Source organism: Streptomyces sp. NBC_00620 (assembly GCF_026341825.1).
GTDB lineage: Bacteria > Actinomycetota > Actinomycetes > Streptomycetales > Streptomycetaceae > Streptomyces.
This window is the reverse complement of sequence record NZ_JAPENY010000001.1, coordinates 430,949-454,920: the sequence shown is the minus strand read 5'-3', so window position 1 is coordinate 454,920 and position 23,972 is coordinate 430,949. Positions and strand designations below refer to the sequence as shown.

The following is a 23,972-nucleotide window of genomic DNA, read 5'->3' as shown; positions in this document are numbered from 1 at the left end:
CTAGCGCGGGGGGACCGGGCGGTCGTAGACGTTGTCCGGGGTCACGATCTCGGTGATTGCGCGGCCGAGGAGTGAGGACGGCTCGGCGCCCTCGTGGGTGATGTCGGTGTTGATGAGGATCACCAGGGTGGCCTTCTTGGAAGGCAGGTAGACGGTCACGCTCTCGTATCCGGGGATGGAGCCGTTGTGCCCGATCCAGCCGTCGGAATTGAGGATGCCGAGGCCGTAGCCCGTGCCGGGGTAGCCGGTCGGCAGCGTCTTGAGCCGCTCCTTCTGGGTCTCAGGGCTGAGCAGCGTCCCGGTGGCGACGATCCTGGCCCAGCGGCGCAGGTCGTGCAGGTCAGAGATCATCGCCCCGGCCGCCCAGCCCCAACTGGGGTTCCAGTCCGTGGAGTCCTCGACCTCGCCGCTCAGTGTCTGGTTGGTGTAGCCGCGCGGGTGCGGCTCGGGGAACTCGGCGCCCTCGGGGAACAGCGTGCGGCTCAGGTGGGCCGGGCGGAGCACCTCCCTGTCGAGGAAGTCGACGAAGCGGTGACCGCTGACCTTCTCGATCACCAGGCCGAGCAGGACGTAGTTGCTGTTGGAGTACTGGAACTGCGCACCCGGCTTGAAGGTGTTCTTGTGCTTGTAGCCGTACGCGAGCAGCTCCTGCGGGGTGAACGAACGGCTCGGGTCGCTCAACAGGTCCTGCACGAAGCCGGGGTCGGCGCTGTACGGGAACAGTCCGCTGCGCATCTCGGCCAGATGACGCAGCGTGATCCGGCGGCCGCCCGGCACGCCGTCGATGTACTTGGAGATCGGGTCGTCCAGCCGGATCCGATGGTCGTCGAGCAGCTTCAGCAGCGCGGTGACCGTGAAGGTCTTGGTCTCGCTGCCGATCCGGAAGAACGGACCGGTGGTCATCGGCTCGCCGGTGGCCTTGTCGGCGACCCCGGTCGCCCGGACGTAGTTTCCTTTGCCCGGCATCCACAGTCCGACGACGACGCCGGGGATGCCGGCCTCCTGGCGGACGTCCTCGATGGCCTTGTCCAGCCGGGCGGTCAGCTCGGGACCGAGACCGTCCTGCGGGCACTTGTGCTTGTCGCACCGGTCGACGCCCGCGGTGTCGACGGCCGTTGCGGGAATCGCTGTCATCGGGGCCAGCACCGACGCCACGAGCAGCGTTGCGGCGAACAGACGGCGGGAGGGGGTACGTCGCATGTCGGGGCACCTCTTCCAGGTCAAGGGTTCGGACGGCAACGTCACCATCCGGACCCCAGCTGGAGACCTCCGTCCGGTAGGCCTTCCCGCGAGTCCACTCGTTCGGCGCCACCCGGGTTTCGGGGGCGGCCCCGGCCCGGCCCCCCGGCGGGCCAGCAGGACCACTGGCTGTCAGTGCTCCGTGGAAAGATGCGCGCATCGGGGCGGATGGCACAAGAGGGGCGCGGCATGGCGGGTGTCGAGGGGAGTGGAAGGCCGGGGAGCGGCGGCGAGGCCCCACCGGTCGGGCGGCGGGTCAGAGAGCTGGTCTCGGTGGGTGCGCGGTTGTACGAGGCCGCGCGGGCGGTGCTCGCCGATCATGCGCGGGCGCTTGACGCGGTTCGGGCGGCTCTGGCGCCGATACATGCCGAACTCGTCGGCGTGGAGCTCGAGTCCATCCCCGTCTCGCGGCTGAAGGACGTCACCGAGGGGCGGCTGCGGCTCAGCGCGCTCGAGGCGGCCGGGTTCGCGTCGGTGGGGGCGGTGTACGGGACGAGCCGGTACGGGCTGCGCCAGGTGCCGGGGGTGGGGGCGCAGACCGCCGACCGGGCGCTCGCCGCGGCGCGCCAGATCGCGCGGGCGGTGGAGGACACCGTCTCCGTGCGGATCGACGTCGATCACCCGGAGCCCCGGACGACCGCGCTGGTCATCGCGTTGCGCACACTCGTCGAGGCCGGTCCGGAACTGCGCCGGGCCGTGGACGCCGCCACCCGGCTCGACGAGCGGCTGGGTGCACTGCTGCCGGTGGCCTGGCCTGCCAGAGGGCGGCTGCGGATGGCGCTCACCGGGAGGGAGCGGCGCGAGAGAGCGCTCGCGGCGGTCGCGGAACTCCGTGAGCTGACCGCCGACGCCGCCGCCAAGGACGTACGACTGCTGCTGGCCCAGGCGTCGGCGGACCTGCTGCGCGAACCCGCCTCCGACATCGAGGCGTGGGTCGACTTCGAGCTGCGTTCCGCGGAGTACTACAGCCAGCTCGCCGAGATCTCGCGGCAGCGTCCCGATGTCGAGGCCTCCGAGGGGTTCCTGCCATCGGAGGTCGCCGAGCGGGTGCACGCCCAGGAGCTGGACGACACGCATCGGCGGGTCTCGCTGCGCGGCTATCAGGCCTTCGGCGCGCGTTTCGCGCTGGCCCAGCGGCGGGTCGTCCTCGGCGACGAGATGGGGCTCGGCAAGACCGTGCAGGCCATCGCGGCGCTCGCCCATCTCGCGGCGGACGGGCACAGCCACTTCCTGGTCGTCTGCCCGGCCAGCGTGCTGATCAACTGGACGCGGGAGATCGGCGCGCGCAGCACCCTGCGGGCCCTGCCGGTGCACGGCTCCGAACGGCTCGACGCGTACGAGGAGTGGCGTGAGCGCGGGGGCGTCGCGATCACCACGTACGACGTGCTGCACCGACTGCCCGAGCCTGACGGCAGCAAGGGCGGCAAGGGCACCAAGCCGGGGATGCTCGTCGTCGACGAGGCGCACTACGTGAAGAACCCCGACACCCGTCGCTCCAAGGCGGTCGCGGCCTGGACCGGACACTGCGACCGTGTCCTCTTCCTCACCGGTACGCCCATGGAGAACCGCGTCGAGGAGTTCCGCACCCTCGTCCGCTACCTCCAGCCCGGCCTCCTCCCCAGCATCCACAACGGCACCGCGGCCGCGGGCCCGCACGCCTTCCGCAGGTCCGTGGCCCCCGCGTATCTGCGCCGCAACCAGCAGGACGTCCTCACCGAACTCCCCGCCCTCCTCCAGGTCGACGAGTGGGAGGAGTTCGGCGCGGCGGACCGGCAGGCGTACCGGAAGGCCGTCGAGGAGGGGAACTTCATGGCGATGCGCCGCGCCGGGTACGCCGGCGCGGAGAAGTCGGCGAAGCTGCAACGGCTGCGGGAGCTGGTGGCCGAGGCGGCCGAGAACGGGCTGAAGGTCGTCGTGTTCTCCTACTTCAAGGATGTTCTGGCGACGGTTGAACAGGCTTTGGGGGAGCGGGTGTTCGGCCCGATCTCCGGTGCTGTTCCGGCCGCGCGCAGACAGCGACTGGTGGACGACTTCACGGCCGCTCCCGGGCACGCGGTGCTGCTCTGCCAGATCGAGGCCGGCGGCGTCGGCCTCAACCTGCAGGCGGCGTCGGTGGTCATCCTCTGCGAGCCGCAGGTCAAGCCGACCATGGAGCACCAGGCCGTGGCCCGCGCCCACCGCATGGGGCAGGTCCGCCCCGTGCAGGTCCACCGCCTCCTCGCCACCGACAGTGTCGACCAGCGCCTTCTGTACATCCTCAAGAACAAGACCCGGCTCTTCGACGCCTACGCCCGCCGCAGCGACACCGCCGAACACACCCCGGACGCCGTCGACGTCTCGGACAGCGGCCTCGCCCGCCGGATCGTGGAGGAGGAACAGCAGCGCCTGGCCGGCGGGGTTTCCCGTACCTAAGCGGCCAGCCCCGTCTTCACCCCCGCCCCGCACAACGGCACCACCGCCGACCGCTCCCCGAGCACTCCCTCGCGGACAGCCGCCCAGCACGCCACCCCCGTCGACTCCACGTACAGTCCCCGCGACGCCAAGTCCGTCTGGGCGTGCCGGATCTGGTCCTCCGTCACCGTCAGGAACGTGCCGCCGGAGTCCCGTACGGCGCGCAGGATCTGGCGGGCCCGGGGCGGGCGCGGGATCGCGATGCCCTCGGCGAAGGTGGGGGCCGCGGGGGTTACGCCGACCAGGTCGTCGGCTCCCGCGCGCCACGCCTCGGCGAGCGGGGCGACCGCGGCGGCCTGGACGGCGTAGAGGGCCGGCCGCCGGTCGATGAGGCCGGCGGAGTGGAGCTCCGCGACGGCGAGGGCGGCTCCCAGGAGCAGCGTGCCGTTGCCGACGGGGACGACGATGACGTCGGGGAGGCGTCCGCCGAGGTCCTCCCAGAGTTCGTGGACGTAGGTCTTGGTCCCGGCCAGGAAGTAGGGGTTGTAGACGTGGGAGGCGTAGAACACGCCCTCCTCGTCCGCCGCCTCCCGCGCGGCCGCCGCCGTGGCTTCACGGTCGCCGTCGATCACCCGCACCCGCGCCCCGTGTGCCCCGATCTGCTCCAGCTTCTTCGGTGAGGTGCCCTCGGGGACGTATACGGTGCACGGCAGCGCGGCCCGTGCGCAGTACGCGGCGATCGCCGTCCCCGCGTTGCCGCTGCTGTCCGCGAGCACCTGCCGGGCCCGCAGCCGCAGGGCCAGCTCGGCCAGGAGTACGGCGCCGCGGTCCTTGAAGGACAACGTCGGCATCAGGAAGTCGAGCTTGGCGGAGATGCCGTCGCGGAGCGGGACCAGCGGTGTGCGGCCTTCACCCAGGCTGACCGTGGGGGCCGTCAGGGGCAGGCACTCCGTGTAGCGCCAGAGTGAATTGACCCGCCCCGCAAGGGACTTGAGGGACGCCGGGGTCGGGGCGAAGTCCAGGTCGAGCGGGCCGCGGCAGGCCGGGCAGCACCAGGCGAGCGAGCCGGCGGGGACGCGTGTGCCGTCCACCGGGCAGAAACAGTCCGGCAAAGATGTCATGTGCGCAGGTTAGATGCGCCGTTTGGTGACGTTGTGTCATGGCTGGCATATGGCACCTGTGTTACGTCCCTGCAGGGCTCTTGTGCAATTCCTGTGGAAGCCGCAATCTTTCGGCTGACGCACAGGGAACGCACAGCAGGTTGACATGACCCTGCCTCTATTGCTGTCTCTTTCGCGTCTGTGCACCCCCCACCAGCGCACCACCGATTTCTGTACCACCCCCCACCAGCGCACCACCGATTGAGGAGGATCCCTCAGATGGCAGTGATGCGTCACACCCGCCGAAGACTGGCCGGCATAGCAAGCGCGGCCCTCGTCCTCGGAGTCGTCTCCGCTCTCCCCGCGAACGCGGCACCGGAGCGAGTAGGACAGATCCAGTACGCGGGCGCGGCCAACGCGGTCGCCGACAGCTACATCGTGACCCTCAAGGCGGACGCCGCGAAGGCCGGTTCCACCGAGGGCAAGGCTCTCGCCAAGGAGTACGGCGCCACGATCGAGCGTACGTACAAGAAGGCGCTCAACGGCTACGCGGTCGAGGCCACCGCGGCCGAGGCGAAGGCGTTCGCCGCCGACCCGGCCGTCGCCTCCGTGGTCCAGAACCGCACCTTCCACATCAATGCGACGCAGCCCAGCCCGCCCTCCTGGGGCCTGGACCGCATCGACCAGAAGACCCTCCCGCTCAACAGCAGCTACACCTACCCGGATTCGGCCGGGACCGGCGTGACCGCGTACATCATCGACACCGGCGTACGCATCACCCACAGCGACTTCGGTGGCCGCGCCTCCTACGGCTACGACGCGGTCGACAACGACAACACCGCGCAGGACGGCAACGGCCACGGCACGCACGTCGCGGGCACGGTCGCCGGAACCTCGTACGGTGTCGCGAAGAAGGCGAAGATCGTGGGCGTCCGCGTCCTCGACAACGCCGGCTCGGGGACGACCGCGGGTGTCGTCGCGGGCATCGACTGGGTCACCCAGAACGCGGTCAAGCCGGCCGTCGCCAACATGTCGCTCGGCGGCGGCGCGGACAGCGCGCTCGACACGGCCGTCCGCAACTCCATCGCATCCGGCGTCACCTATGCCATCGCGGCGGGCAACAGCAACGCGAACGCGTCGAGTTACTCGCCCGCGCGCGTCACCGAGGCCATCACGGTAGGCGCGACCACGTCGACCGACGCCCGCGCCAGCTACTCCAACTACGGCTCGGTCCTGGACATCTTCGCGCCGGGCTCCTCGATCACCTCGTCCTGGAACACCAGCGACACGGCCACGAACTCCATCTCAGGTACGTCGATGGCGACGCCGCACGTGGCGGGCGCGGCGGCGGTCTACCTGGGCGACAACCCGACGGCCACGCCCGCCCAGGTGGCGACGGGTCTGATCAACAACTCGTCGACCGGTGTGGTCACCAGCCCCGGCACCGGCTCGCCGAACCGGCTGCTCAACGTCGTCGGCGGTACGACGACTCCGCCGCCGACCGGGCCGCGCTTCGAGAACACCGCGGACTACGCGATCGCCGACAACACCACGGTCGAGTCGCCGATCACGGTGAGCGGCGTCACCGGCAACGCTCCCGCGGCGCTGAGTGTGCCTGTGAACATCGTTCACACGTACATCGGTGATCTGCAGGTGCAACTGATCGCGCCCGACGGTACGGCGTACACGCTGAAGGCGTACAGCACCGGCGGCAGCTCCGACAACATCAACACCACGTACTCCGTGAACGCCTCCTCCGAGGTCGCCAACGGCGTGTGGAAGCTGCGGGTCAGTGACAACGCGGCGCAGGACGTGGGGCGGATCGACTCCTGGGCCCTGCAGTTCTGATTCTTGAACCCTGATCAGCGGTAATCGATCACTCGTCCTCGCGGTACGGCTCCGGGTCCGTGACCCAGCCCGCCGCGAGGACGAGGCGCGAGGTGCGGTGCAGGGCGAGGAAGCCGAAGGGGCGGTCGAAGACCGCGTCGATCTCCGTCGTCACATGGCGCGGTGCCGGGCGCTCGGAGGGCGCCGCGCCGCCGACTGCGGAGATCGCCGTCACGGCGGCGGCGTGGAAGCCCTTGTCGTTGAAGGAGGTGGTGGCCGCCTGCCTCGCGGAGCCCACCGCCAGAGGCTCGGCGCTGATGCCGGGGAAGTGCCCTCGGGAGTCGTCCCTGGCCGTGCCGAGTCCGAACAGCCGGGGCTGCTCCAGCAGATCGTGCTCGGCGGAGAAGTCGAAGGCGACGGTCGCGACGGTCAGGCTGGGCGGTGTCGGGCGGTGGCGGCGCACCCGCCGGACGTCCAGCCCCGGACCCGCCTCCCCGTACGGCAGTTGGTCACCGGGTACGGCCCGATGGCGCCGTCCGAGGATGTCCACGCCTGCCGCGAGCACCTGGCCCGCGCTCATCCGTTCCTCGCCGAGGAGCAGGTGGATGTCGACGCCGGTGGTGCCGAGCACCTTGAGCTCGGTGACGGCTCCCTCGGGGGTGTCCGCCACACCGATCCGGTCCAGCAGGCTGGTCGTCCTCCAGAGCCCGGCCAGTCGCCGGTCCTTCCAGGGACCCGAAGCGGCCGACATGCATTCGGGCTCGAAGGGCCGCAGCCACTGCGTACGCAAGGCCAGCGCACTCGCGAGCACCAGCAGGGTTTCCTCGTGCAGCGGTACGGGCATCCGCTCGATCAGCCCGCCCGTCCGCTTGGCCGCCCACGCGTCGAGCGCCGCCTTGTCCGCCGCGACGTCCCCGCTGAGCACACCGAAGGTGTCCGCGGGCAGCCCCGCCGCCCACTCCTCCCGCACCGGCAGTGTCCGCCGGGTCCACAGCCCCAGCGCCGCGTCCACGCCCCGTATGCCGCCCAGGGCGCCCAGCAACTCCCGTCCCGCACCGGCCGCTTCACCGGCCGGCAGACCCACCGCCTCCGCCAGCTCCGCCCGGGCCGCGCCGCCCGCTCCGTCCGCGAGGAAGGCGAGCAGCGGCCACACCCCGGCCGCCGAGAACACCGTGCCACCCGAAGTCTGCCCCGCCCATCGCGCGGTCAGCCCGTTGACCGCCCGAATCGTCGCGTTGGTGACCCGCATTCCGCCCCCGCCCGTGCCGCGCTTACGATGCGCCCAGCCGTACGACAGTTCGCACGGAAGTCCGTACGACAGCTCGTACGCAACTCCCGCACCCGCCTGGACTAGGAGCAAGGTACTCGTGGCCATACCCCCGCCGCCCGGCCCCCAGCAGCCTGAGGGCCAGTACCCGCCTCCGGGGATGCCTCAAGGAACGCCACAGGGGACCCCACCGGGCCCTTACCCGCCGCCGTACCCCCAGGGCCCGTACGCCCAGGGCCAGTACCCGCAGGGCCCCTATCCCCAAGGCCCGTACCAGCAGCAGCCGTTCCAGCAGCCCTACCAGCCCTGGGGCTCCGGCTACTCGCCTTACAACCGCCCGGTCCCCGTCAACGGGCTCGCGATCTCCGCGCTCGTGCTCGGGGTCCTCTGCTTCCTGCCCGGCGTCGGGCTGCTCCTCGGGATCCTCGCGCTGGTGCAGATCAAGAAGCGGGGCGAGCGCGGCAAGGGGATGGCGATCGGGGGCATGGTGCTGTCCTCGCTCGGCATGGTGCTGGCGCTGCTCGTGGTCGCCACGGGCGGTGCGGGTGAGTTCTGGGACGACTTCAAGGACGCGGCACGCGACTCGGGCGGCAGCGCCTTCTCGCTCGTCAAGGGCGATTGCTTCGACGTGCCGGGCGGTTCGCTGGAGGGCATGACGTACGACGTCGACAAGGTGCCGTGCGCCGGGGAGCACCAGGGCGAGGTGTTCGCGAACTTCGAGATGAGCGAAGGCGACTACCCGGGCGACAGCACCGTCACGGACACCGCCGACGACAAGTGCTACACGCTCCAGGACGCGTACGCGATGGACACCTGGGCCGTCCCGGACGACGTCGACCTGTACTACTTCACGCCGACCCGGCAGAGCTGGCGCATGGGCGACCGGGAGATCACCTGCGTGTTCGGGAACGTCGACGCGGAGACGAGCCTGACCGGCTCGCTGCGCGAGGACGGCACGACGCTCGACCCGGACCAACTCGCCTATCTGGAGGCCGCGCACGTGCTCAACGCGGCGATGGACTCGGCGCCCGCGACGGAGTACGTCGAGGACGATCTGCCGGGCCACCAGAAGTGGGCGACCAGGGTGTCGGACGCGCTCACGGAGCAGGCGGGCATGCTCCGCGGCCACACGTTCGCCCCGGATGCCGCCGAGCCCGTCGCGACCCTCGTGAAGGACCTCGAGGCGGCGCAGAAGGAGTGGGCGAAGGCGGGGGAGTCGGAGGACGCGGACACCTTCTACGTGCACTACGAGAAGGGGCTGGACCTCACCGACCCCGAGAAGACGGTCACCACGCGCGAGGCTCTGGGCCTCGCCACCACCCCGCCGACGTACGGCACGGACGACGGCTCGGTGGACGACGGCGGAGATGGCACCGGCCAGGAGGTGTGACGGCCGCTATAACGGGGAGAAAGTGCCTGGGTAAAGCCCTTGGGGGGCGCAAGTCATCACATCGAGTGATTCTCTGGCCTTTGCTTGCATGGCACAACCCACGGTTGCCAGGCTGTTGCTGTCTGTACAACCTGATGGGAGCGGCCAGTGACTTTCGGTGAGCAGCCGGCGTACCTGCGTGTCGCGGGTGATCTCCGCAAGAAGATCGTCGACGGTTCGCTGCCACCGCACACCCGCCTCCCCTCGCAGGCCAGAATCCGAGAGGAGTACGGCGTCTCGGACACGGTCGCGCTGGAGGCGCGGAAGGTGCTGATGGCCGAGGGCCTGGTCGAGGGCCGTTCCGGGTCGGGCACGTACGTGCGGGAGCGTCCGGTGCCGCGCAGCGTCGCCCGCACCGGGTACCGCCCGGACAGCGGTGCGACCCCGTTCCGCCAGGAGCAGGCCGACGTCACCGCGCGCGGCACCTGGGAGTCCCACAGCCGGCAGGTCGAGGCGAGCGTCGCGATCGCCGAGCGGCTCTCCCTCCGGCCCGGCGACCGCGTGATGTGCACGAACTACGTCTTCCGGGACGCGGGCGAGGCGATGATGCTCTCCACGTCCTGGGAGCCCCTCGCCGTCACGGGCCGTACGCCGGTGATGCTCCCCGAGGAGGGCCCGCTCGGCGGCATGGGCGTGGTCGAGCGCATGGCGGCCATCGACGTGATCGTGGACAACGTCACGGAGGAGGTGGGGGCGCGCCCAGGTCTCGCGGAGGAACTCCTCGCGCTGGGCGGTGTTCCCGGGCACGTGGTCGTCGTCATCCAGCGGACGTTCTTCGCGTCGGGGCGTCCGGTCGAGACGGCGGATGTCGTCGTGCCGGCGGACCGGTACCGGATCGCGTATCACCTGCCGGTGAAGTAGTCGCCTGTCGGTGATTCAGCGGCCTGTCGGTGAAGTGGCCGCCTTCGTGAAGTAGCCCTCCAGTAGGGCCCGGTCTTCGTGAAGTAGTCCTCAGTAGGGCCCGGTTGGAATCTGGCCTTTCTCAATGGCCTTGCCCCGCTTTGGCTTTGCCCTGCTGAGGGGCGCGTGGAGAGTGGTCGACGGCGCGTTCGACGGCGTGCGCCCCCGTGCTCAAGTCCACATCCTGGCTTGTTGCGTACCCCGTTGTGTACCTCTTTGTGAAAAGCCGTATTCGCTGCGTGAAGGTTAGGCGTAGGCTCGGGCATATGCGGATTGCGGTTTCGTTAGAGGGCGGGGCACGGCGGGGGCCCGGGGCGGGAAGTGGAGGGGTTTGATGAACGACGGCACGATCACTCTTCCCTGGCTCGTCATACGACAGGACGACAACGGCAATCGCTACCGCGTGGGCAGGTATGCGACCAGGGCCGAAGCCCAGAAGATCGCGGACAGCCTCGACGACCGCGGACACAAGCAGTTGTACTGGGTCGAGCGGATCGGGCAGAACGGAACCAGGTGATCCGGCAGGGCGGGCGCCCGGGAGGCGGGGGCCGCTCCCGTAGGCTCCGGCGCATGACCGAACGGATCGTGGTGGTCGGAGCCGCTCTGCTGAACGGCGGTCGACTGCTGGCCGCCCGCCGGAGCGCGCCCCCGGAGCTGGCCGGACGCTGGGAGCTCCCCGGCGGCAAGGTCGAACCGGGCGAGACCCCCGAACAGGCTCTGGCACGCGAACTGCACGAGGAACTCGGCATCGCGGCGGCACCGGTCGGCCGCGTCCCGGGGGAGTGGCCCCTGAGGCTGCCGTACGTCCTCCAGGTGTGGACCGCGCGACTGCTCCCCGGTTCGGACGATCCGAAGCCGCTCCAGGACCACGACGAGCTCCGCTGGCTGACGCCGGACGAGATCTGGGACGTGGACTGGCTGGACCAGGACGTGCCCGCGGTGAAGGCGACGCTGCTCGGGTGGGGCAGCGGGGCCCAGGCGTACTGACCCCCTCGCGGAGTCGGCCTCCGTCCGCGATCGGGAGGTGAGCGGGCGCGTTCGGCGGCCTTTGTTCGTCGGTTCGTACGCCGTTCGTGCCACAGTGCGCCATCGAGTGCGGTAAGGCTTCCCGTATATCGGGTATGTGCCCATTAACCCCACGAAACCGGACATGGGTGTATTCCAGGCCTGGGAAGTGATCGGCGTGATCGACACCGAAGGCGACTGCGCCGAGTGGAGCTTCCCCGCGGAGCCGGGTGCCGTCCGCACCGCTCGCGCCGTCGTCCGGGGCCAGCTGCGCGACTGGGAGTTGGAATCCCTCGCCGATATCACCGCGCTGCTGGTCAGCGAGCTGGTGACGAATTCCCTCCGGCACGCCACGGGCCCCATCGGCGTACGCCTGGTGCGGCCCGCCGGAATGCCGGACGCCCTGCTGGTGGAGGTCTCCGACCCGCTGCCGGACCCGCCCCGCGAACGGTCCGCCGACGCCGACGACGAAAGCGGCCGCGGACTCCAGCTCGTGGCCCGTTCCTCGCGGCGCTGGGGCACCCGTCCCGGGGACACCGGCAAGACCGTCTGGTTCGAGCTTGCGGTGCCCGGGTGATGGGGATCGATGTCTGGGTGAGTGTGATCGGTGCGGGGAGCCGGGTGACCGAATGGTTCAGGCCACTGGAACTGGCCGGACTCTTTGATTCGACGGGGTGCCACCTGGTTAGAAGACTGGGAGTATGTCGCGGCCGGTCCAAAAACCATCGGGACCGTGCTGTGATCGTGAACACCGTGTTGTGCGGCGCCGTAGTGCTGGATACTGCGGGCAGCCGCCCCCGGTGACCGGTGCCGGACGCGGTGAGCTGGAGGGGACGGTTCGCGTGAGCGAGATACCAGCGAAGGCCACGGAGTCCGAGGACCCGTCGGGCGGCGCGAGGGCTGACGCCGTGGGCGATTCCGCCGTGGGTGACTCCGTTGTGGGCCGATCCGCCTTGGACGAGGGGATGGGCGACGCCAGAGGCGACAGGGCGGGCGACGCGATGTGGCAGAGCAGTCCGCCCGGCTCGATCTACGACTACATCAAGGTCGCGTCGTTCTCCATAGGTGCCGACGGGCTGGTCGACCAGTGGAGTCTGCGTGCGGAGCAGCTCTTCGGGATATCCGCGGAGCACGCCGTCGGCATGGACCCCATCGCCGCGTTCGTCGCACCCGACCGGCGTGACTTCGGGCACCGCAAGATGGCGGAGATCCTGGACGGCCGCGAGTGGACCGGCGTGGTTCCCTTCCGGATGCCCCCCACCGAGGGGGACCAGGAGGGCGCCGAAGGCCTCGCCGAGGTCTATGTGATGCCTACCACTACGGAGGACGGTGAGCGGGCCGCCGTATGCATCGTCGTCGACGTCCGCACCCTCCGGCGGATCGAGACCGACCTCGCCGCATCGCAGGCAATTTTCGGCCAATCTCCGTTCGGCTTCCTCCTGATCGACACGGACCTGCGGGTCCGCCGCGCCAACCAGCGGTTCGCCTCGACCTTCGGCGGCACTCCCGCCGACCACCGCGGGCGCGGCGTCCACGACTATCTGCCGCGTGCGGAGGCCGAGCGGGTCGCCGCCACGCTGCGCCGGGTCCTGGAGACCGGCGACTCCATCACGGACATGCACGTCACCGGCCATGTGCCCGGATCCGACGAACGCCGGCACTGGTCCATCAACCTCTACCGCGTGCACAGCGGCAGCGGCCGCCCCATCGGCATCGCCTGGCTCGGAACCGACATCACGGCCCGCCGTGCAGCAGCCCGTGAAGCGGCCTCCGCGCGGCGCAATCTCGCCCTTCTGAACGAGGCCGGCGCCCGCATAGGCAACTCCCTCGACCTGGAGACCACCGCCCGCGAACTCCTCGACGTCGTCGTCCCCGGCTTCTGCGACCTCGCCACCGTCGACCTCTACCAGGGACTCCTGGCCGGCGACGAGACCCCGCCCGGGCTCGCCGACGGCAGCGCCGAACTGCGCCGCGTCGCCTTCGCCAGCGCCGTCGGCGACCCCGTCGCTGGCGGACCCGCGCCCGGCGCCGTCCATCACTTCCCGTTCAACTCGCCCTGCGCGGACGCCCTGCGCACCGCCCGGCCCCAGCACATCCCCGCCGAAGAGGGCGGCCTCATCCAGTCCACGCTCGCCGTGCCGATGGTCGCCCACGACACCGTGGTGGGCCTCGTGCAGTTCTCGCGTACGAAGGGCAGCGAGCCGTTCGGGGAACGGGACCGGTCGCTCGCGGTGGAACTCGCCGCGCGCGCCGCGGTCTGTATCGACAACGCGCGCCTGTATCGCCGTGAGCACGAGCGCGCGCTGATCCTGCAGCGGTCCCTGCTGCCCCCGGGCGACCCCGAGGCCTCCGGCCTGGACATCGCCTGCCGGTACCTGCCCGGCAACGCGGCCACCGAGGTCGGCGGCGACTGGTTCGACGTCATCGAACTCCCCGGCCACCGCACCGCGTTGGTCGTCGGCGATGTCATGGGGCGCGGTCTGCGTGCGGCCGTGGCGATGGGCGAACTGCGTACCGCCGTACGGACTTTGGCCCTTCTCGACCTCGAACCGGCCGAAGTCCTCTCGGCGCTGGACGAGATCGCCCGCGGGCTCGGTACGCCGGGCGGTGTCCAGCAGGCCACCCGTACGGCCCGGACGTCCCGCGACGCCGATCTCTCCGAGGTCTACCTCGCCACCTGCGTGTACGCGGTCTACGACTCCGTCACCCGCCGGTGCACCTTCGCCAACGCGGGGCATCTGCCGCCGGTCCTGGTGGAGCCCGGTGAGGCCGCGCTGATGCTCGACGTGCCGCCCGGGATGCCGCTGGGCGTCGGCGGCGAGCCCTTCGAGGAGGTCGAGGTCGAACTTCCCGAGGGTGCTCTTTTGGCGCTCTACACGGATGGACTGGTCGAATCGCGCGACCATCCCCTCGACGAGGGCCTGCAAGCCTTCGTCGGCGCCCTGACCGACCCCTCCAGCCCCCTGGAGGACGTCTGCGACCACGTCCTCAACACCCTCGACACCCACCACGGCGAGGACGACATCGCCCTTCTCATGGCACGTGTCCAGGGGCTGCCCGCCGACTCCGTCGGCGACTGGACCCTGCCTCGTGAGCCGCGCAGCGTGGGGCGCGCCCGTGAGTACGCGCGCACGCAGCTGGTGGCCTGGGGCCTCGAGCCGCTCGTCGACACCGCCGAACTGCTCGTCAGCGAACTCGTCACCAACGCCCTCCGCTACGGCGAGGGCGAGATCAGACTCCGCCTGCTCCTCGACCGGACGCTGGTCTGCGAGGTCTGGGACGCCGGGCTCGTCCAGCCGCGGCGGCGCCGGGCGCGTGACACCGACGAGGGCGGGCGGGGGTTGCAGCTCGTCGGGCTCCTGTCCGCCGGGTGGGGCTCGCGGCGGACGCCGCGCGGCAAGACGGTGTGGTTCGAACTTCCGTTGCCTGATGGGGGAGCGGGGCTGGCAGATCCGGCGGAGGCGTTGCTGAGCCTGTTCTGACTCGGGGGTGGGTTTTTCGCCCCCTCCGCCCCTGCCCGTCCCGATCCTGGGGGGGGCTGCCGGGGTGAAGGTGTTCAGCCCCTCCGGCGTTTGAGGAGCGGGGGCTTGGGGGCGGAGCCCCCAAGGGACGGGAATGGGTAGGGGCGGAGGGGGCGAAAAACCCACCCCCGGCCCCCTCTACGGCGCCGCCCTCCGCCCCCGTGTCCGGCGTCCACCGAAGCTCGCGGGCCCACCGCCCGGCAACAGGATCCCCCCGAGCACGGCCCCACCCACCCCGGCCCCCTCCAGCAACGGATGCCCGTACGCCCGTACATCCCGCTCGGCGAGCACCCGCGCCCGCAGGGCGAGAACATCGGCAGCCTGAGCCTCGGAGAGATCACGCCCGAGGCACCGCTCCGCCTCGGCCAACCGGACACGCGCCTCACAACCCACCGCCCCTCGATGCGTACTGACGAAGTCGGCCGCACCGGCAACCGCACTGCGCGCCGGAATGAGGGCACGGTCGACGACCCCGTCGGCGAAATCCGCACCGGCCCGCACCACGCGGCGCAACGCGTCGAGCGGATCGTACGGATCCCCGGCGGACAGCGAACGCCGCACGCCGGCGACGACCGACTCGGCGCGTGCGACACGGCCGGGCAGCTCGGGCGAACCGACGGCGGCGCTCTCCAGGTGGCCGCGCGCCTTCGCGAGCCCGGTCTCCACCGCGGCGAGAGCGGCGGGCAACTGCTGATCGGCCACGGCCAGTTCGCCGGCGAGCCGGTCGATGCCGTCGACGAGGACCGCCGCCTGCTCGATGGCCCCCTCCGCGGCACGCAGATACGCGGCGGCCCGATCCCCGTCGCCCCGGTCGAGCGACTGCCGCGCCTGGTTGAGGTGCGTCGTCGCGAACAGGAGCCGGTCCTTGGCCTGTTCGACGTGGCCCAGCACGGGGAGGGACGCGGAGGGGGCGTACCGATTGTGGAGTTCGCCGAGCGTCGCCTCGGCGGCCGGCGTGCGCGCGGCGAGCTCACGGAAGCGGGTCTCGGCGTACGCCAGCGCGGCCGGTGCGTTCCGCTCCAGGGCGCGCAGCTGGTCGAACCCGGCGGCCTCCGCGTCCAGCCGTCGCCCGGCCTCCGTGCAGCGCGCGACGACCTCCTCCAGCAGGCGCCGGGTCTCGTCGGGCTCCGGTGCCGCGTCGACCGTCCGCAGCCGCAGCCGGAAGGCCACCGCCAGCTCGGCCTTCGCGAACGCCAGCGCGTCCGTGTACGGCTTCACCGCCTCGCCGCCGAACTGGGCTGTGACGTAACCGAGTTCCTCGGCGCTGGTGTGGACGCAGTCGTCGGTCTCCACCAGCAACTGCTGGGCCTGCCGGTCGAGTTCGGCAAGGGGTACGACCCGTGGAGTCACCCCGCCCGGTGTCGTACGGGTCCGCGCGCGCCGCCTGCGCCGCGTGTAGGTGTACGCCGTCAGCACCCCCGCCGCACCCACCGCGACGACCGGCAGCACGAGATCGCCGGAGTCCGTCGCGTCGTCGCCGGGGGCGGCCTCGTGCGTCGGCGCCCCCGCACTCCGTGCCGCGGTCACCCGATCGTGATCATCGGCATCCACTCGCGCAAGCGGCAGTACCAGCCACCCCACGGCCACCAGCCCGCCGACCACGCCATATACCCCTCGCGCGGCTATGTGCGACGCCGCTCGGCGCGACCGGTTCCGACTCTGGGACGACGTCACATTTGGGAGCGTATGACCGCCCGCCCGCCGCCGCGACCGGGGTGCGCCGAGGTGGGGATGCTTAGGGTACGGAGGATGCGGGGGCGTACAGGAGGGGGCGCGGGGATGGACACGGGGCGGGTGGAAACCGAGGCGGAGGACCGGGCGGGGAGGCCCGGGACGACGGCGGAAACGGGGGCGGGGGCCGAGCCCGAGGAGCAGGCTCGGGAGAGCGGGGGTGGGCCGGACGCGCCGGGGCCAGTCGCACGGCCGGATGCTGCTGTCGAGGGGGCGCCTGATCCCGAGTCCGGTCCCGAGTCCGGTCCCGAGTCCGGTCCCGAGTCCGGTCCCGAGTCCGGTCCCGGTCCCGAGTCCGAGTCCGGGTCCGGGTCCGGGTCCGGTCCCGAGTCCGGGCCCGAGGCCCAATCCGAGCCTGCGCCTGTACCTACACCTGCGCCTGACTCCGAGTCCGTGCCGGACTCCGACTCGGAGTCCGCGACCGCGGCTGCGCGCGAGATTGCGATCGGGCCTGCACCTGCGCCCGACCCTGGGGCCGGGCCTGCACTCGAGCCTGGGCCTGTGCCTGTGGCCGAGCTCGGGTCTGCGTCTGCGTCTGCGCCTGCGCCCGAGCCTGGGCCTGTGCCTGCGGCCGAGCCCGGGCCTGCGCCTGCGCCTGCACCCGAGTTTGCGACCGGACCTGCGCCTGAGCCCGGACCTGAGGCCGGGTCCGAACCTGAGGTCGAGCCCGATCCTGAGGTCGAGCCCGATCCTGAGGCCGGGCCCGACCCTGAGACCAGGCCTGCACCCGAGCCTGGGCCTGCGCTTGAGGCCGGGCTTGCGCCTGCGCTTGCGACCGGGCCTGAGCCCGAGCCCGAGCCTGCGACCGGGCCTGAGCCCGGGCCTGCGCTTGCGGCCGGGCCTGAGCCTGCGCCCGAGCCCGGACCTGCGACCGCACCCGCCCCCAACCCCACCCCCCAAGCCACCCACCCCACCCCCAACTCCGACCCGGACCCCGACACCCCCGAAGCCCAAACCCCCGACCCCGACCCCCACCCAGCCCTACGCGCCTGGCGCCACCCCCGTCTCCGCTGGCCCAAGCGCATAGCCCTCGGGCTTGTCCTCCTGCTCCTCCTCCCGGCTCTCGGGGCCGGGATCGCGTTGCGGGTGAACTACGCCGGAGACCCGGGTCCCGGTACGCAGACCAGGAACCGTGACGCTCTCTGGCTGGGCCATGCCTGGATCGACGGGCGGAAGGTGGACGCGGATGTCGAGGCGCTCGCGGAGCGGTTGCGGGACAGTGGGATACGGGATCTGTATGTGCACGCGGGGCCGTTGGAGCATGACGGGACCTTGCCCGAGTCGGCGTACCCGCAGGCGGGTTGGCTGATCGAGGCCGTGCATCGTGAGTTGCCCGGCGTACGGGTGCAGGCATGGCTGGGGGATGTGCTGGCGAGTGAGGGGCCGGACGGGCTGCGGCTGGAGCGGGCGGAGACGCGGGCCGCCGTGGTCGGGTCCACCGAGCAGATCCTCGAGGCCGGCTTCGACGGTGCCCACTTCGACCTGGAGCCGTTGCACTCGGACGACCAGGACTACCTCTCCCTCCTCGACGACCTGCACGCGGTCACCCAGGACCGCGGGGTCCCCCTCTCCGTCGCCGCCCACCAGATCGACCCCTTCCCGGCGGCCAACTCCATCAGGGGCACCCTCACGGGCCACCCCAAGTGGTGGTCCCAGGCCTACTTCGGCCAAGTCGCCCGCCGCGTCGACCAGATCGCCCTCATGTCGTACGACACGGCACTCCCGTTGGAGAGCCTGTACGGCGGCTACGTCGCCCAGCAGACCTCCCTCGCCCTCGAAGTCACCCCGGAATCAACGGACTTGCTGATGGGCCTGCCGTTCTTCCACGAGGACGACCTGAGCCACCACGAGAACGCAGAGACGGTCGAGGCGGCCGTACGCGGCACCCGTCTGGGCCTCTCCCGCACGGACCGCGACCGTGAGCGCTTCGGGGTCGCGCTGTACGTGGACTTCGCCGCGAAGGAGTCGGACTGGGCGGCGTACAGGGAGGGTTGGGTGTCATGATCGGACGGCGTGCGTGACGTACGCCGGTTCGGGGGAGCTTGGATGGACCAGTACTGGTACTGGGCAGCGACTGCGGTCCTGCTCGCCTCGTTGAGTTCGGGCCTGTTCGGAGTGCTGGCGATCGCGACCGGTCGGATGCCGTCGTGGCTGCGGCGCCGTACGCCCCGCCGGCCGCGGCTGTGGGGCTACGGCACGGTCTGCTCCAGCGCGGGGCCGGTCCTGTGGTCCGTGTCGTTCATGGTGATCGACTCCGATATCGCCTTCAGTGTCGTCGCCCTTGTCGGATTGGTGCTCATGATCGGGGGCGGCCTGCTCCAGTTGCTCGCCGAGCAGCCCGCCCCGGCCCAGCCATGACGGGCGAAGGCTCAGCAGACCCTCCCGCTCCTGGAGGCCCACCGCCCCGCGTGTCATCCTCGGGTTGAGAACGGGCGCACGAGAGGCGGGGCCATGGACTGGCGTTACATGTTGGGACTGGCCGAGGGAGTGGTCCTGGGTGTGTTGTTCTCCGCCGGGATCGCCGCCGTGCGTGGCGGCTGGGTGCCAAGGGCGACGCGGGGGCGTGTCATCCGGCGACGCTTGTGGGGTCAGGGGCTCCTGGTGCTCACCGCTTCCCTCGCGCTTCCGCTGATCGCCCTGGCCCTGCTCGGCGCCGGCGCTCTCTACTTCGCCGCCTCCCTCGCGGGCGGCACCGGAATGATCACCGGTGCCGTGCTGATGCACCGCGCGACCCGCGACCGCCGCCGCGGCCCGGCCACGGCTCGCGCTTCCTGACCTCCCACCCCGGCTCCGCCACGACTCGCCCCACCCAACGCCCCCACACCGACCGGGTAACCGCCCCGTCGCCCAGACGTCATGCGAGGTTTCCCTGATCAGTCGCTCGTGTTTGTTGTGACTCTGCTGTGGGCGCCCTACGTTCCTTCGAACACCGCGCCTCCACCGTGCCTGTACGTCGCACCACGGGCGTGCGCACTCCGCCCCCTCGCGCAGGCACCGCAGCACCTCTTCCTATTCCTGTGAGGATCACGGATTCATGCGAGCGTTACTGACCAGCAAGGCTGCCCGGCGCACTCTGCGCCCGATCCTCGAGCTCATCGACCAGCGCATCGAGCGCCAGGTCCGCCGGGCCGTCGCGGACCGCCCCACCGTCGCGCTGAAGAGCGAGAACGGCGCGCTGCAGCGGGAGTTGCAGACGCTGCGCAACCGCCAGCGCCCACTGGAGCTGTTCTTCGACGGGACCGGACGCGGCGCGTCACGGCTGCCGTCGGCGCCCCATCTCAACCGCACGATCAAAGAACTGGCGGAGGTGGCCGGCGGGGACAAGGCCGACGCGGAGCGCAATGTCGCGCAGGCGTTCCGGCTGCTGATAGCCCTGGAGGCGCTCGGGGTCGGCAGGATCGCGGGCGGCACCATGAACATCGTCGGCAAGCTCGCCGCCGTACCCCTGCTCGACCCGCCGAACGACGAGATGCTGGAGATCGGCACCCTGTACGGAATGTTCGGCGCGGGCCTGATCCGGATGATGGAGCGCGCGGGCCGCGACCCTAGCCTCACGATCGTCGACCCGCTCGCGGGCCTTCAGTTGCAGCCCGGCACCACCATGGGAGGCGATGTGACGGGCACGCCGGTGCGCGAAGCAGCCGTGCGCACCAATCTGGCCATGGCGGGTGCGGCCGGCGCCGCCGCCCGTATCCAGCAGGGCTTCTCCGAGGACCCCGAGGTGCGCGCCCAGGTCTCCGACCGCTCCTACGGAGTGATCATCGTCGACGGTGACCACTCCGCCGCCGGTGTCCTCGCGGACCTGGAGTGGGCCGAGCAGATCGTCGCCCCCGGCGGCATCGTCGTACTGGACGACTTCGGGCACCCCAAGTGGCCCGGAATCAAAGAGGCCTTCGAGAAGCACATGACCACCGACACCCGGCTGAAGTTCCTCGGCCAGGTGGCGCACTCGGGCTATCTGCGGGCGGCGGAGTGAGGGCGCGCACCTGAGAGGGGCGCGCGCCTCAGGGTGACTTGGGCCGTCGGGCGATCTTCGACCCCAGCCACACCAGCGGGTCGTACTTGCGGTCGATGGCCCGCTCCTTCAAGGGGATCAGCGCATTGTCCGTGATCTTGATGCCCTCGGGGCAGACCTCGGTGCAGCACTTGGTGATGTTGCAGTAGCCGAGGCCGTGTTCGTCCTGGGCGGTGCGTTTGCGGTCCAGGCCGGACTCGGCAGCGGCGTCCAGTGGATGCATGTCGAGCTCGGCCACGCGCATCAGGAAGCGCGGGCCCGCGAACGCCGTTTTGTTCTCCTCGTGGTCCCGGACGACATGGCAGGTGTCCTGGCACAGGAAGCACTCGATGCACTTGCGGAACTCCTGCGAACGGTCCACGTCCGCCTGCTGCATCCGGTACTCGCCCAGGCCCAGTCCGGCCGGCGGTACGAAGGCCGGGACCTCGCGCGCCTTGGCGTAGTTGAAGCCCACGTCCGTGACGAGATCCCGTATGACGGGGAAGGCGCGCAGGGGAGTGACGGTGATCGTCTCCTCGGGCGTGAACACCGACATCCGCGTCATGCACAGCAGTCGCGGGCGCCCGTTGACCTCGGCGGAACACGAACCGCACTTGCCCGCCTTGCAGTTCCAGCGCACGGCGAGGTCCGGGGCCTGGGTCGCCTGGAGGCGGTGGATGATGTCAAGGACCACCTCACCGTCGTTGACCTCGACCTCGAAGTCCTTCAGGCCGCCGCCCTTCACATCCCCGCGCCACACCTTGAAGCTGGCCTTGTAGCTGCTCACTCGTAGAGCTCCTCTTCGGCGAGGTACTTGACCAGCTCCTCCTTCTCGAAGAGGGCCAGCAGGTCGGGGCGGATCGGTTCGGTGGTGTCGCGGGTCAGGTCGATCTGGCCGTGCACGGGGTCGGTCGCCGCCAACCCGCCTGTCGGGTCGGTCAGTTGGCACAGGAGGTTGATGCGGCGCCAGGCCCGGTCCATCGCCGGGTGGTCCTCGCGGGTGTGGCCGCCACGGGACTCCGTGCGCTCCAGGGCGGCTCGTGCGACGCATTCGCTGACCAGCAGCATGTTGCGGAGGTCCAGGGCCAGGTGCCAGCCCGGGTTGAACTGGCGGTGCCCCTCCACCCCGGCCCGGCGTGCCCGTACCCGCAGATCCGCGAGTTTCTCCAGGGCCGACTCCATCTCCGCCTCCCGGCGGATGATGCCGACGAGGTCGTTCATCGTCTGCTGGAGCTCCTGGTGGAGGGTGTACGGGTTCTCCGGCGGGCGCCCGTTCTCCTGTCCCGGTTCGGGGCCCTCGGCCGAGAAGGGCCGCAGCGCCTCCGCCGCCGCCGTGTCGACCTGGATCTCGTCCACCGGGGGCCGCTCGCCCAGATCGGTCGCGTACTGCGCCGCGTGCAGTCCCGCCCGGCGCCCGAACACCAGCAGGTCCGAGAGCGAGTTGCCGCCGAGCCGGTTGGAGCCGTGCATGCCGCCCGCGACCTCACCGGCCGCGAAGAGCCCGGGTACGCCGCGTGCCGCCGCCGTGTCCGACTCGACCGCGATGCCGCCCATGACGTAGTGGCAGGTGGGGCCGACCTCCATCGCCTCGGCGGTGATGTCGACGTCCGCCAGCTCCTTGAACTGGTGGTACATGGAAGGGAGTCGGCGCCGGATCAGCTCGGCGGGCATCCGGGTGGAGACGTCCAGGAAGACCCCGCCGTGGGGTGTCCCGCGGCCGGCCTTCACCTCGGAGTTGATGGCGCGCGCCACCTCGTCCCGGGGCAGCAGTTCGGGGGGACGCCGGTTGTGGTCCGGGTCCTCGTACCAGCGGTCGCCCTCCTCCTCGGACTGCGCGTACTTCTCCTTGAAGACGTCCGGGATGTAGTCGAACATGAACCGCTTGCCCTCGGAGTTCTTGAGCACTCCGCCGTCGCCGCGCACCGACTCGGTGACAAGGATGCCCTTCACCGACGGAGGCCAGACCATGCCCGTCGGGTGGAACTGCACGAACTCCATGTTCAGGAGCGGGGCGCCCGCCAGCAGGGCCAGGGCGTGCCCGTCGCCCGTGTACTCCCACGAGTTCGACGTCACCTTGAAGGACTTGCCGATGCCGCCGGTGGCGATCACGACCGAGGGCGCTTCGAGGACGAAGAAGCGGCCGGACTCGCGCTCGTAGCAGAAGGCCCCGGAGACACGGCTGCCGTCCTTCAGGATCCTTGTGACGGTGCACTCCTGATACACCTTCAGGCGACTCTCGTAGTCACCCGTCTCCTTCATGTCCTCCTGCTGGAGGGACACGATCTTCTGCTGGAGGGTCCGGATCAGCTCGAGGCCCGTACGGTCGCCGACGTGCGCGAGCCGCGGGTACTCGTGCCCGCCGAAGTTGCGCTGCGAGATACGCCCGTCCTTCGTACGGTCGAAGAGGGCACCCCAGGTCTCCAACTCCCATACCCGGTCCGGGGCTTCCTGCGCGTGCAGCTCGGCCATCCGCCACTGGTTGAGGAACTTCCCGCCCCTCATGGTGTCGCGGAAGTGGACCTGCCAGTTGTCGCCGGAGTTGACGTTGCCCATGGCGGCCGCGATACCGCCCTCGGCCATCACCGTGTGCGCCTTGCCGAACAGGGACTTGCAGATCACGGCCGTACGGGCGCCACGCTCGCGCGCCTCGATGGCGGCACGCAGTCCGGCGCCCCCGGCACCGACCACGACGACGTCCCACTCCTGGCGATCGACCACGGACATCAGAAGAACCTCGGATCGTCAAAGGCGCCGGACGCGAGCAGGAAAACGTAGAAGTCGGCGAGCGCCACGCTCACCAACGACGCCCAGGCGAGCAGCATGTGATGGCCGTTCAGTTTCCCGACCCACTGCCACATCCGATAGCGCACGGGATGCTTGGAGAAGTGCTTGAGCTGCCCGCCGACGATGTGCCGGCAGGAGTGGCAGGACAGGGTGTACGCCCAGATCAGCACGATGTTGAGCAGGAAGACCAGGGTGCCGAGGCCCATGTGGCCCCAGTTGTAGTTCTCGTCGCGGAAGGCGAGCACCGTGTCGTACGTGAGGATCCCGGCGACGAGGATCGCCGCGTAGAAGAAGTACCGGTGCAGGTTCTGGAGCACCAGCGGGAAGCGGGTCTCGCCGGAGTACTTCTTGTGCGGCTCGGCGACCGCGCAGGCCGGCGGGCTCGCCCAGAAGCCGCGGTAGTAGGCCTTGCGGTAGTAGTAGCAGGTCAGCCGGAAACCGAGCGGGAAGATCAGGATGAGGACGGCGGGGGAGATGCCCCACCAGCTCCCGAAGAGGTCCGCGTTGGGTCCGGCGTGCATGGGCTCGCAGCGGTCCGCCAGACACGGTGAGTAGAACGGCGAGACGTAGGGCGCCGCGTAGTAGTCCGTGTCCGCGAACGCCCGCCATGTCGAGTAGACGATGAAGGCCAGCAGACCGGCCGTGGTGGCGGCGGGCGCCAGCCACCAGCGGTCCGTCCGCAGGTGCGGGGCGGTGATCGCGGCGCGGGTACCGGCGCGTACGCCGCCGCTTTTGGGATGGGGTTCCGTACCAGTGGCCAACTCATGACTCCGGTCGGGTTCGC

The 23,972-nt window shown here is 70.7% G+C and carries 19 protein-coding genes; 12 read left to right on the top strand and 7 right to left on the bottom strand.

Going from position 1 to position 23,972, the window contains the following annotated elements; genetic code table 11:
• Entirely contained in the window at nt 1-1,200 is a 1,200-nt protein-coding gene (locus OG246_RS02000) for a serine hydrolase (protein ID WP_266454891.1), read from the bottom strand.
• 228 nt (nt 1,201-1,428) lie between these two features.
• Between OG246_RS02000 and OG246_RS01995 the strand changes: the two genes are divergently transcribed.
• Entirely contained in the window at nt 1,429-3,651 is a 2,223-nt protein-coding gene (locus OG246_RS01995; RefSeq protein ID WP_266454888.1) for a DEAD/DEAH box helicase, read from the top strand.
• Here the strand turns inward: OG246_RS01995 and OG246_RS01990 are convergent.
• Complete coding sequence (locus tag OG246_RS01990) at nt 3,648-4,751, bottom strand: pyridoxal-phosphate dependent enzyme (protein ID WP_266454885.1); 1,104 nt, start codon at nt 4,749-4,751, stop codon at nt 3,648-3,650. The genes OG246_RS01995 and OG246_RS01990 overlap by 4 nt on opposite strands.
• A 258-nt stretch (nt 4,752-5,009) precedes the next feature.
• Between OG246_RS01990 and OG246_RS01985 the strand changes: the two genes are divergently transcribed.
• Nucleotides 5,010-6,578, top strand: a complete 1,569-nt coding sequence (locus OG246_RS01985; protein ID WP_266454882.1) for a S8 family serine peptidase — start codon at nt 5,010-5,012, stop codon at nt 6,576-6,578.
• 28 nt (nt 6,579-6,606) lie between these two features.
• Here the strand turns inward: OG246_RS01985 and OG246_RS01980 are convergent, their stop codons facing one another.
• Nucleotides 6,607-7,806: a serpin family protein gene (locus OG246_RS01980; protein WP_266463770.1), complete on the bottom strand. Its 1,200-nt coding sequence runs from the start codon at nt 7,804-7,806 to the stop codon at nt 6,607-6,609.
• A 118-nt stretch (nt 7,807-7,924) separates the two neighbouring features.
• Here OG246_RS01980 and OG246_RS01975 point away from each other — a divergent pair, with 118 nt between their 5' ends.
• The 6 genes from OG246_RS01975 (at nt 7,925) to OG246_RS01950 (ending at nt 14,640) form a co-directional block, all read left to right on the top strand.
• On the top strand, nt 7,925-9,214 hold the full coding sequence (locus OG246_RS01975) for a DUF4190 domain-containing protein (protein WP_266454879.1): 1,290 nt from the start codon (nt 7,925-7,927) through the stop codon (nt 9,212-9,214).
• Between the two features lie 147 nt (nt 9,215-9,361).
• On the top strand, nt 9,362-10,114 hold the full coding sequence (locus OG246_RS01970; RefSeq protein WP_266454876.1) for a GntR family transcriptional regulator: 753 nt from the start codon (nt 9,362-9,364) through the stop codon (nt 10,112-10,114).
• A gap of 373 nt (nt 10,115-10,487) precedes the next feature.
• Nucleotides 10,488-10,670: an SPOR domain-containing protein gene (locus OG246_RS01965; RefSeq protein WP_266454873.1), complete on the top strand. Its 183-nt coding sequence runs from the start codon at nt 10,488-10,490 to the stop codon at nt 10,668-10,670.
• A gap of 53 nt (nt 10,671-10,723) precedes the next feature.
• Nucleotides 10,724-11,140, top strand: coding sequence for a (deoxy)nucleoside triphosphate pyrophosphohydrolase (locus OG246_RS01960; protein WP_266454871.1), 417 nt, complete (start codon nt 10,724-10,726; stop codon nt 11,138-11,140).
• 163 nt (nt 11,141-11,303) lie between these two features.
• Nucleotides 11,304-11,735 (top strand): ATP-binding protein, encoded by a 432-nt coding sequence (locus tag OG246_RS01955; RefSeq protein WP_266454868.1) that lies wholly within the window; start codon nt 11,304-11,306, stop codon nt 11,733-11,735.
• Nucleotides 11,736-12,000: 265 nt separating this feature from the next.
• The gene (locus OG246_RS01950) at nt 12,001-14,640 is read left to right on the top strand and encodes a SpoIIE family protein phosphatase (protein ID WP_266454865.1); all 2,640 of its coding nucleotides are present in this window, start codon (nt 12,001-12,003) and stop codon (nt 14,638-14,640) included.
• A 177-nt stretch (nt 14,641-14,817) separates the two neighbouring features.
• Here the strand turns inward: OG246_RS01950 and OG246_RS01945 are convergent, their stop codons facing one another.
• Nucleotides 14,818-16,206 carry a hypothetical protein gene (locus OG246_RS01945; RefSeq protein WP_266454862.1) on the bottom strand — a complete coding sequence of 463 codons (1,389 nt, stop codon included), beginning with the start codon at nt 16,204-16,206 and terminating at the stop codon, nt 14,818-14,820.
• Nucleotides 16,207-16,917: 711 nt separating this feature from the next.
• On the opposite strand from OG246_RS01945, the gene OG246_RS01940 reads away from it, so the two are divergent.
• From OG246_RS01940 to OG246_RS01925, 4 genes are all read left to right on the top strand, one after another.
• Nucleotides 16,918-18,414 (top strand): hypothetical protein, encoded by a 1,497-nt coding sequence (locus tag OG246_RS01940; protein ID WP_266463767.1) that lies wholly within the window; start codon nt 16,918-16,920, stop codon nt 18,412-18,414.
• A 42-nt stretch (nt 18,415-18,456) separates the two neighbouring features.
• Complete coding sequence (locus OG246_RS01935) at nt 18,457-18,768, top strand: hypothetical protein (protein WP_266454860.1); 312 nt, start codon at nt 18,457-18,459, stop codon at nt 18,766-18,768.
• Between the two features lie 93 nt (nt 18,769-18,861).
• Nucleotides 18,862-19,185 carry a hypothetical protein gene (locus OG246_RS01930; RefSeq protein ID WP_266454858.1) on the top strand — a complete coding sequence of 108 codons (324 nt, stop codon included), beginning with the start codon at nt 18,862-18,864 and terminating at the stop codon, nt 19,183-19,185.
• Between the two features lie 259 nt (nt 19,186-19,444).
• On the top strand, nt 19,445-20,386 hold the full coding sequence (locus OG246_RS01925; RefSeq protein WP_266454857.1) for a class I SAM-dependent methyltransferase: 942 nt from the start codon (nt 19,445-19,447) through the stop codon (nt 20,384-20,386).
• A gap of 28 nt (nt 20,387-20,414) precedes the next feature.
• On the opposite strand, the gene OG246_RS01920 is transcribed toward OG246_RS01925, so the two are convergent.
• From OG246_RS01920 to OG246_RS01910, 3 genes are read right to left on the bottom strand one after another with little or no spacing between them, the layout of a single operon-like run.
• Nucleotides 20,415-21,191, bottom strand: a complete 777-nt coding sequence (locus OG246_RS01920) for a succinate dehydrogenase/fumarate reductase iron-sulfur subunit (RefSeq protein WP_266454856.1) — start codon at nt 21,189-21,191, stop codon at nt 20,415-20,417.
• Nucleotides 21,188-23,128, bottom strand: coding sequence for a fumarate reductase/succinate dehydrogenase flavoprotein subunit (locus tag OG246_RS01915; RefSeq protein ID WP_266454854.1), 1,941 nt, complete (start codon nt 23,126-23,128; stop codon nt 21,188-21,190). Before OG246_RS01915 ends, OG246_RS01920 begins: the two co-directional genes overlap by 4 nt.
• A complete protein-coding gene (locus OG246_RS01910; protein ID WP_266454852.1) occupies nt 23,128-23,949 on the bottom strand; it encodes a hypothetical protein in 822 nt (273 codons plus the stop codon). Before OG246_RS01910 ends, OG246_RS01915 begins: the two co-directional genes overlap by 1 nt.
• Nucleotides 23,950-23,972 lie beyond the last annotated feature (23 nt).

Bases quoted from the DNA above. Each gene is read 5' to 3' on its own strand.
- OG246_RS02000 (WP_266454891.1), bottom strand. From the start codon at position 1,200: ATGCGACGTACCCCCTCCCGCCGTCTGTTCGCCGCAACGCTGCTCGTG.
- OG246_RS01995 (WP_266454888.1), top strand. From the start codon at position 1,429: ATGGCGGGTGTCGAGGGGAGTGGAAGGCCGGGGAGCGGCGGCGAGGCC.
- OG246_RS01990 (WP_266454885.1), bottom strand. From the start codon at position 4,751: ATGACATCTTTGCCGGACTGTTTCTGCCCGGTGGACGGCACACGCGTC.
- OG246_RS01985 (WP_266454882.1), top strand. From the start codon at position 5,010: ATGGCAGTGATGCGTCACACCCGCCGAAGACTGGCCGGCATAGCAAGC.
- OG246_RS01980 (WP_266463770.1), bottom strand. From the start codon at position 7,806: ATGCGGGTCACCAACGCGACGATTCGGGCGGTCAACGGGCTGACCGCG.
- OG246_RS01965 (WP_266454873.1), top strand. From the start codon at position 10,488: ATGAACGACGGCACGATCACTCTTCCCTGGCTCGTCATACGACAGGAC.
- OG246_RS01960 (WP_266454871.1), top strand. From the start codon at position 10,724: ATGACCGAACGGATCGTGGTGGTCGGAGCCGCTCTGCTGAACGGCGGT.
- OG246_RS01955 (WP_266454868.1), top strand. From the start codon at position 11,304: ATGGGTGTATTCCAGGCCTGGGAAGTGATCGGCGTGATCGACACCGAA.
- OG246_RS01935 (WP_266454860.1), top strand. From the start codon at position 18,457: ATGGACCAGTACTGGTACTGGGCAGCGACTGCGGTCCTGCTCGCCTCG.
- OG246_RS01930 (WP_266454858.1), top strand. From the start codon at position 18,862: ATGGACTGGCGTTACATGTTGGGACTGGCCGAGGGAGTGGTCCTGGGT.
- OG246_RS01925 (WP_266454857.1), top strand. From the start codon at position 19,445: ATGCGAGCGTTACTGACCAGCAAGGCTGCCCGGCGCACTCTGCGCCCG.
- OG246_RS01915 (WP_266454854.1), bottom strand. From the start codon at position 23,128: ATGTCCGTGGTCGATCGCCAGGAGTGGGACGTCGTCGTGGTCGGTGCC.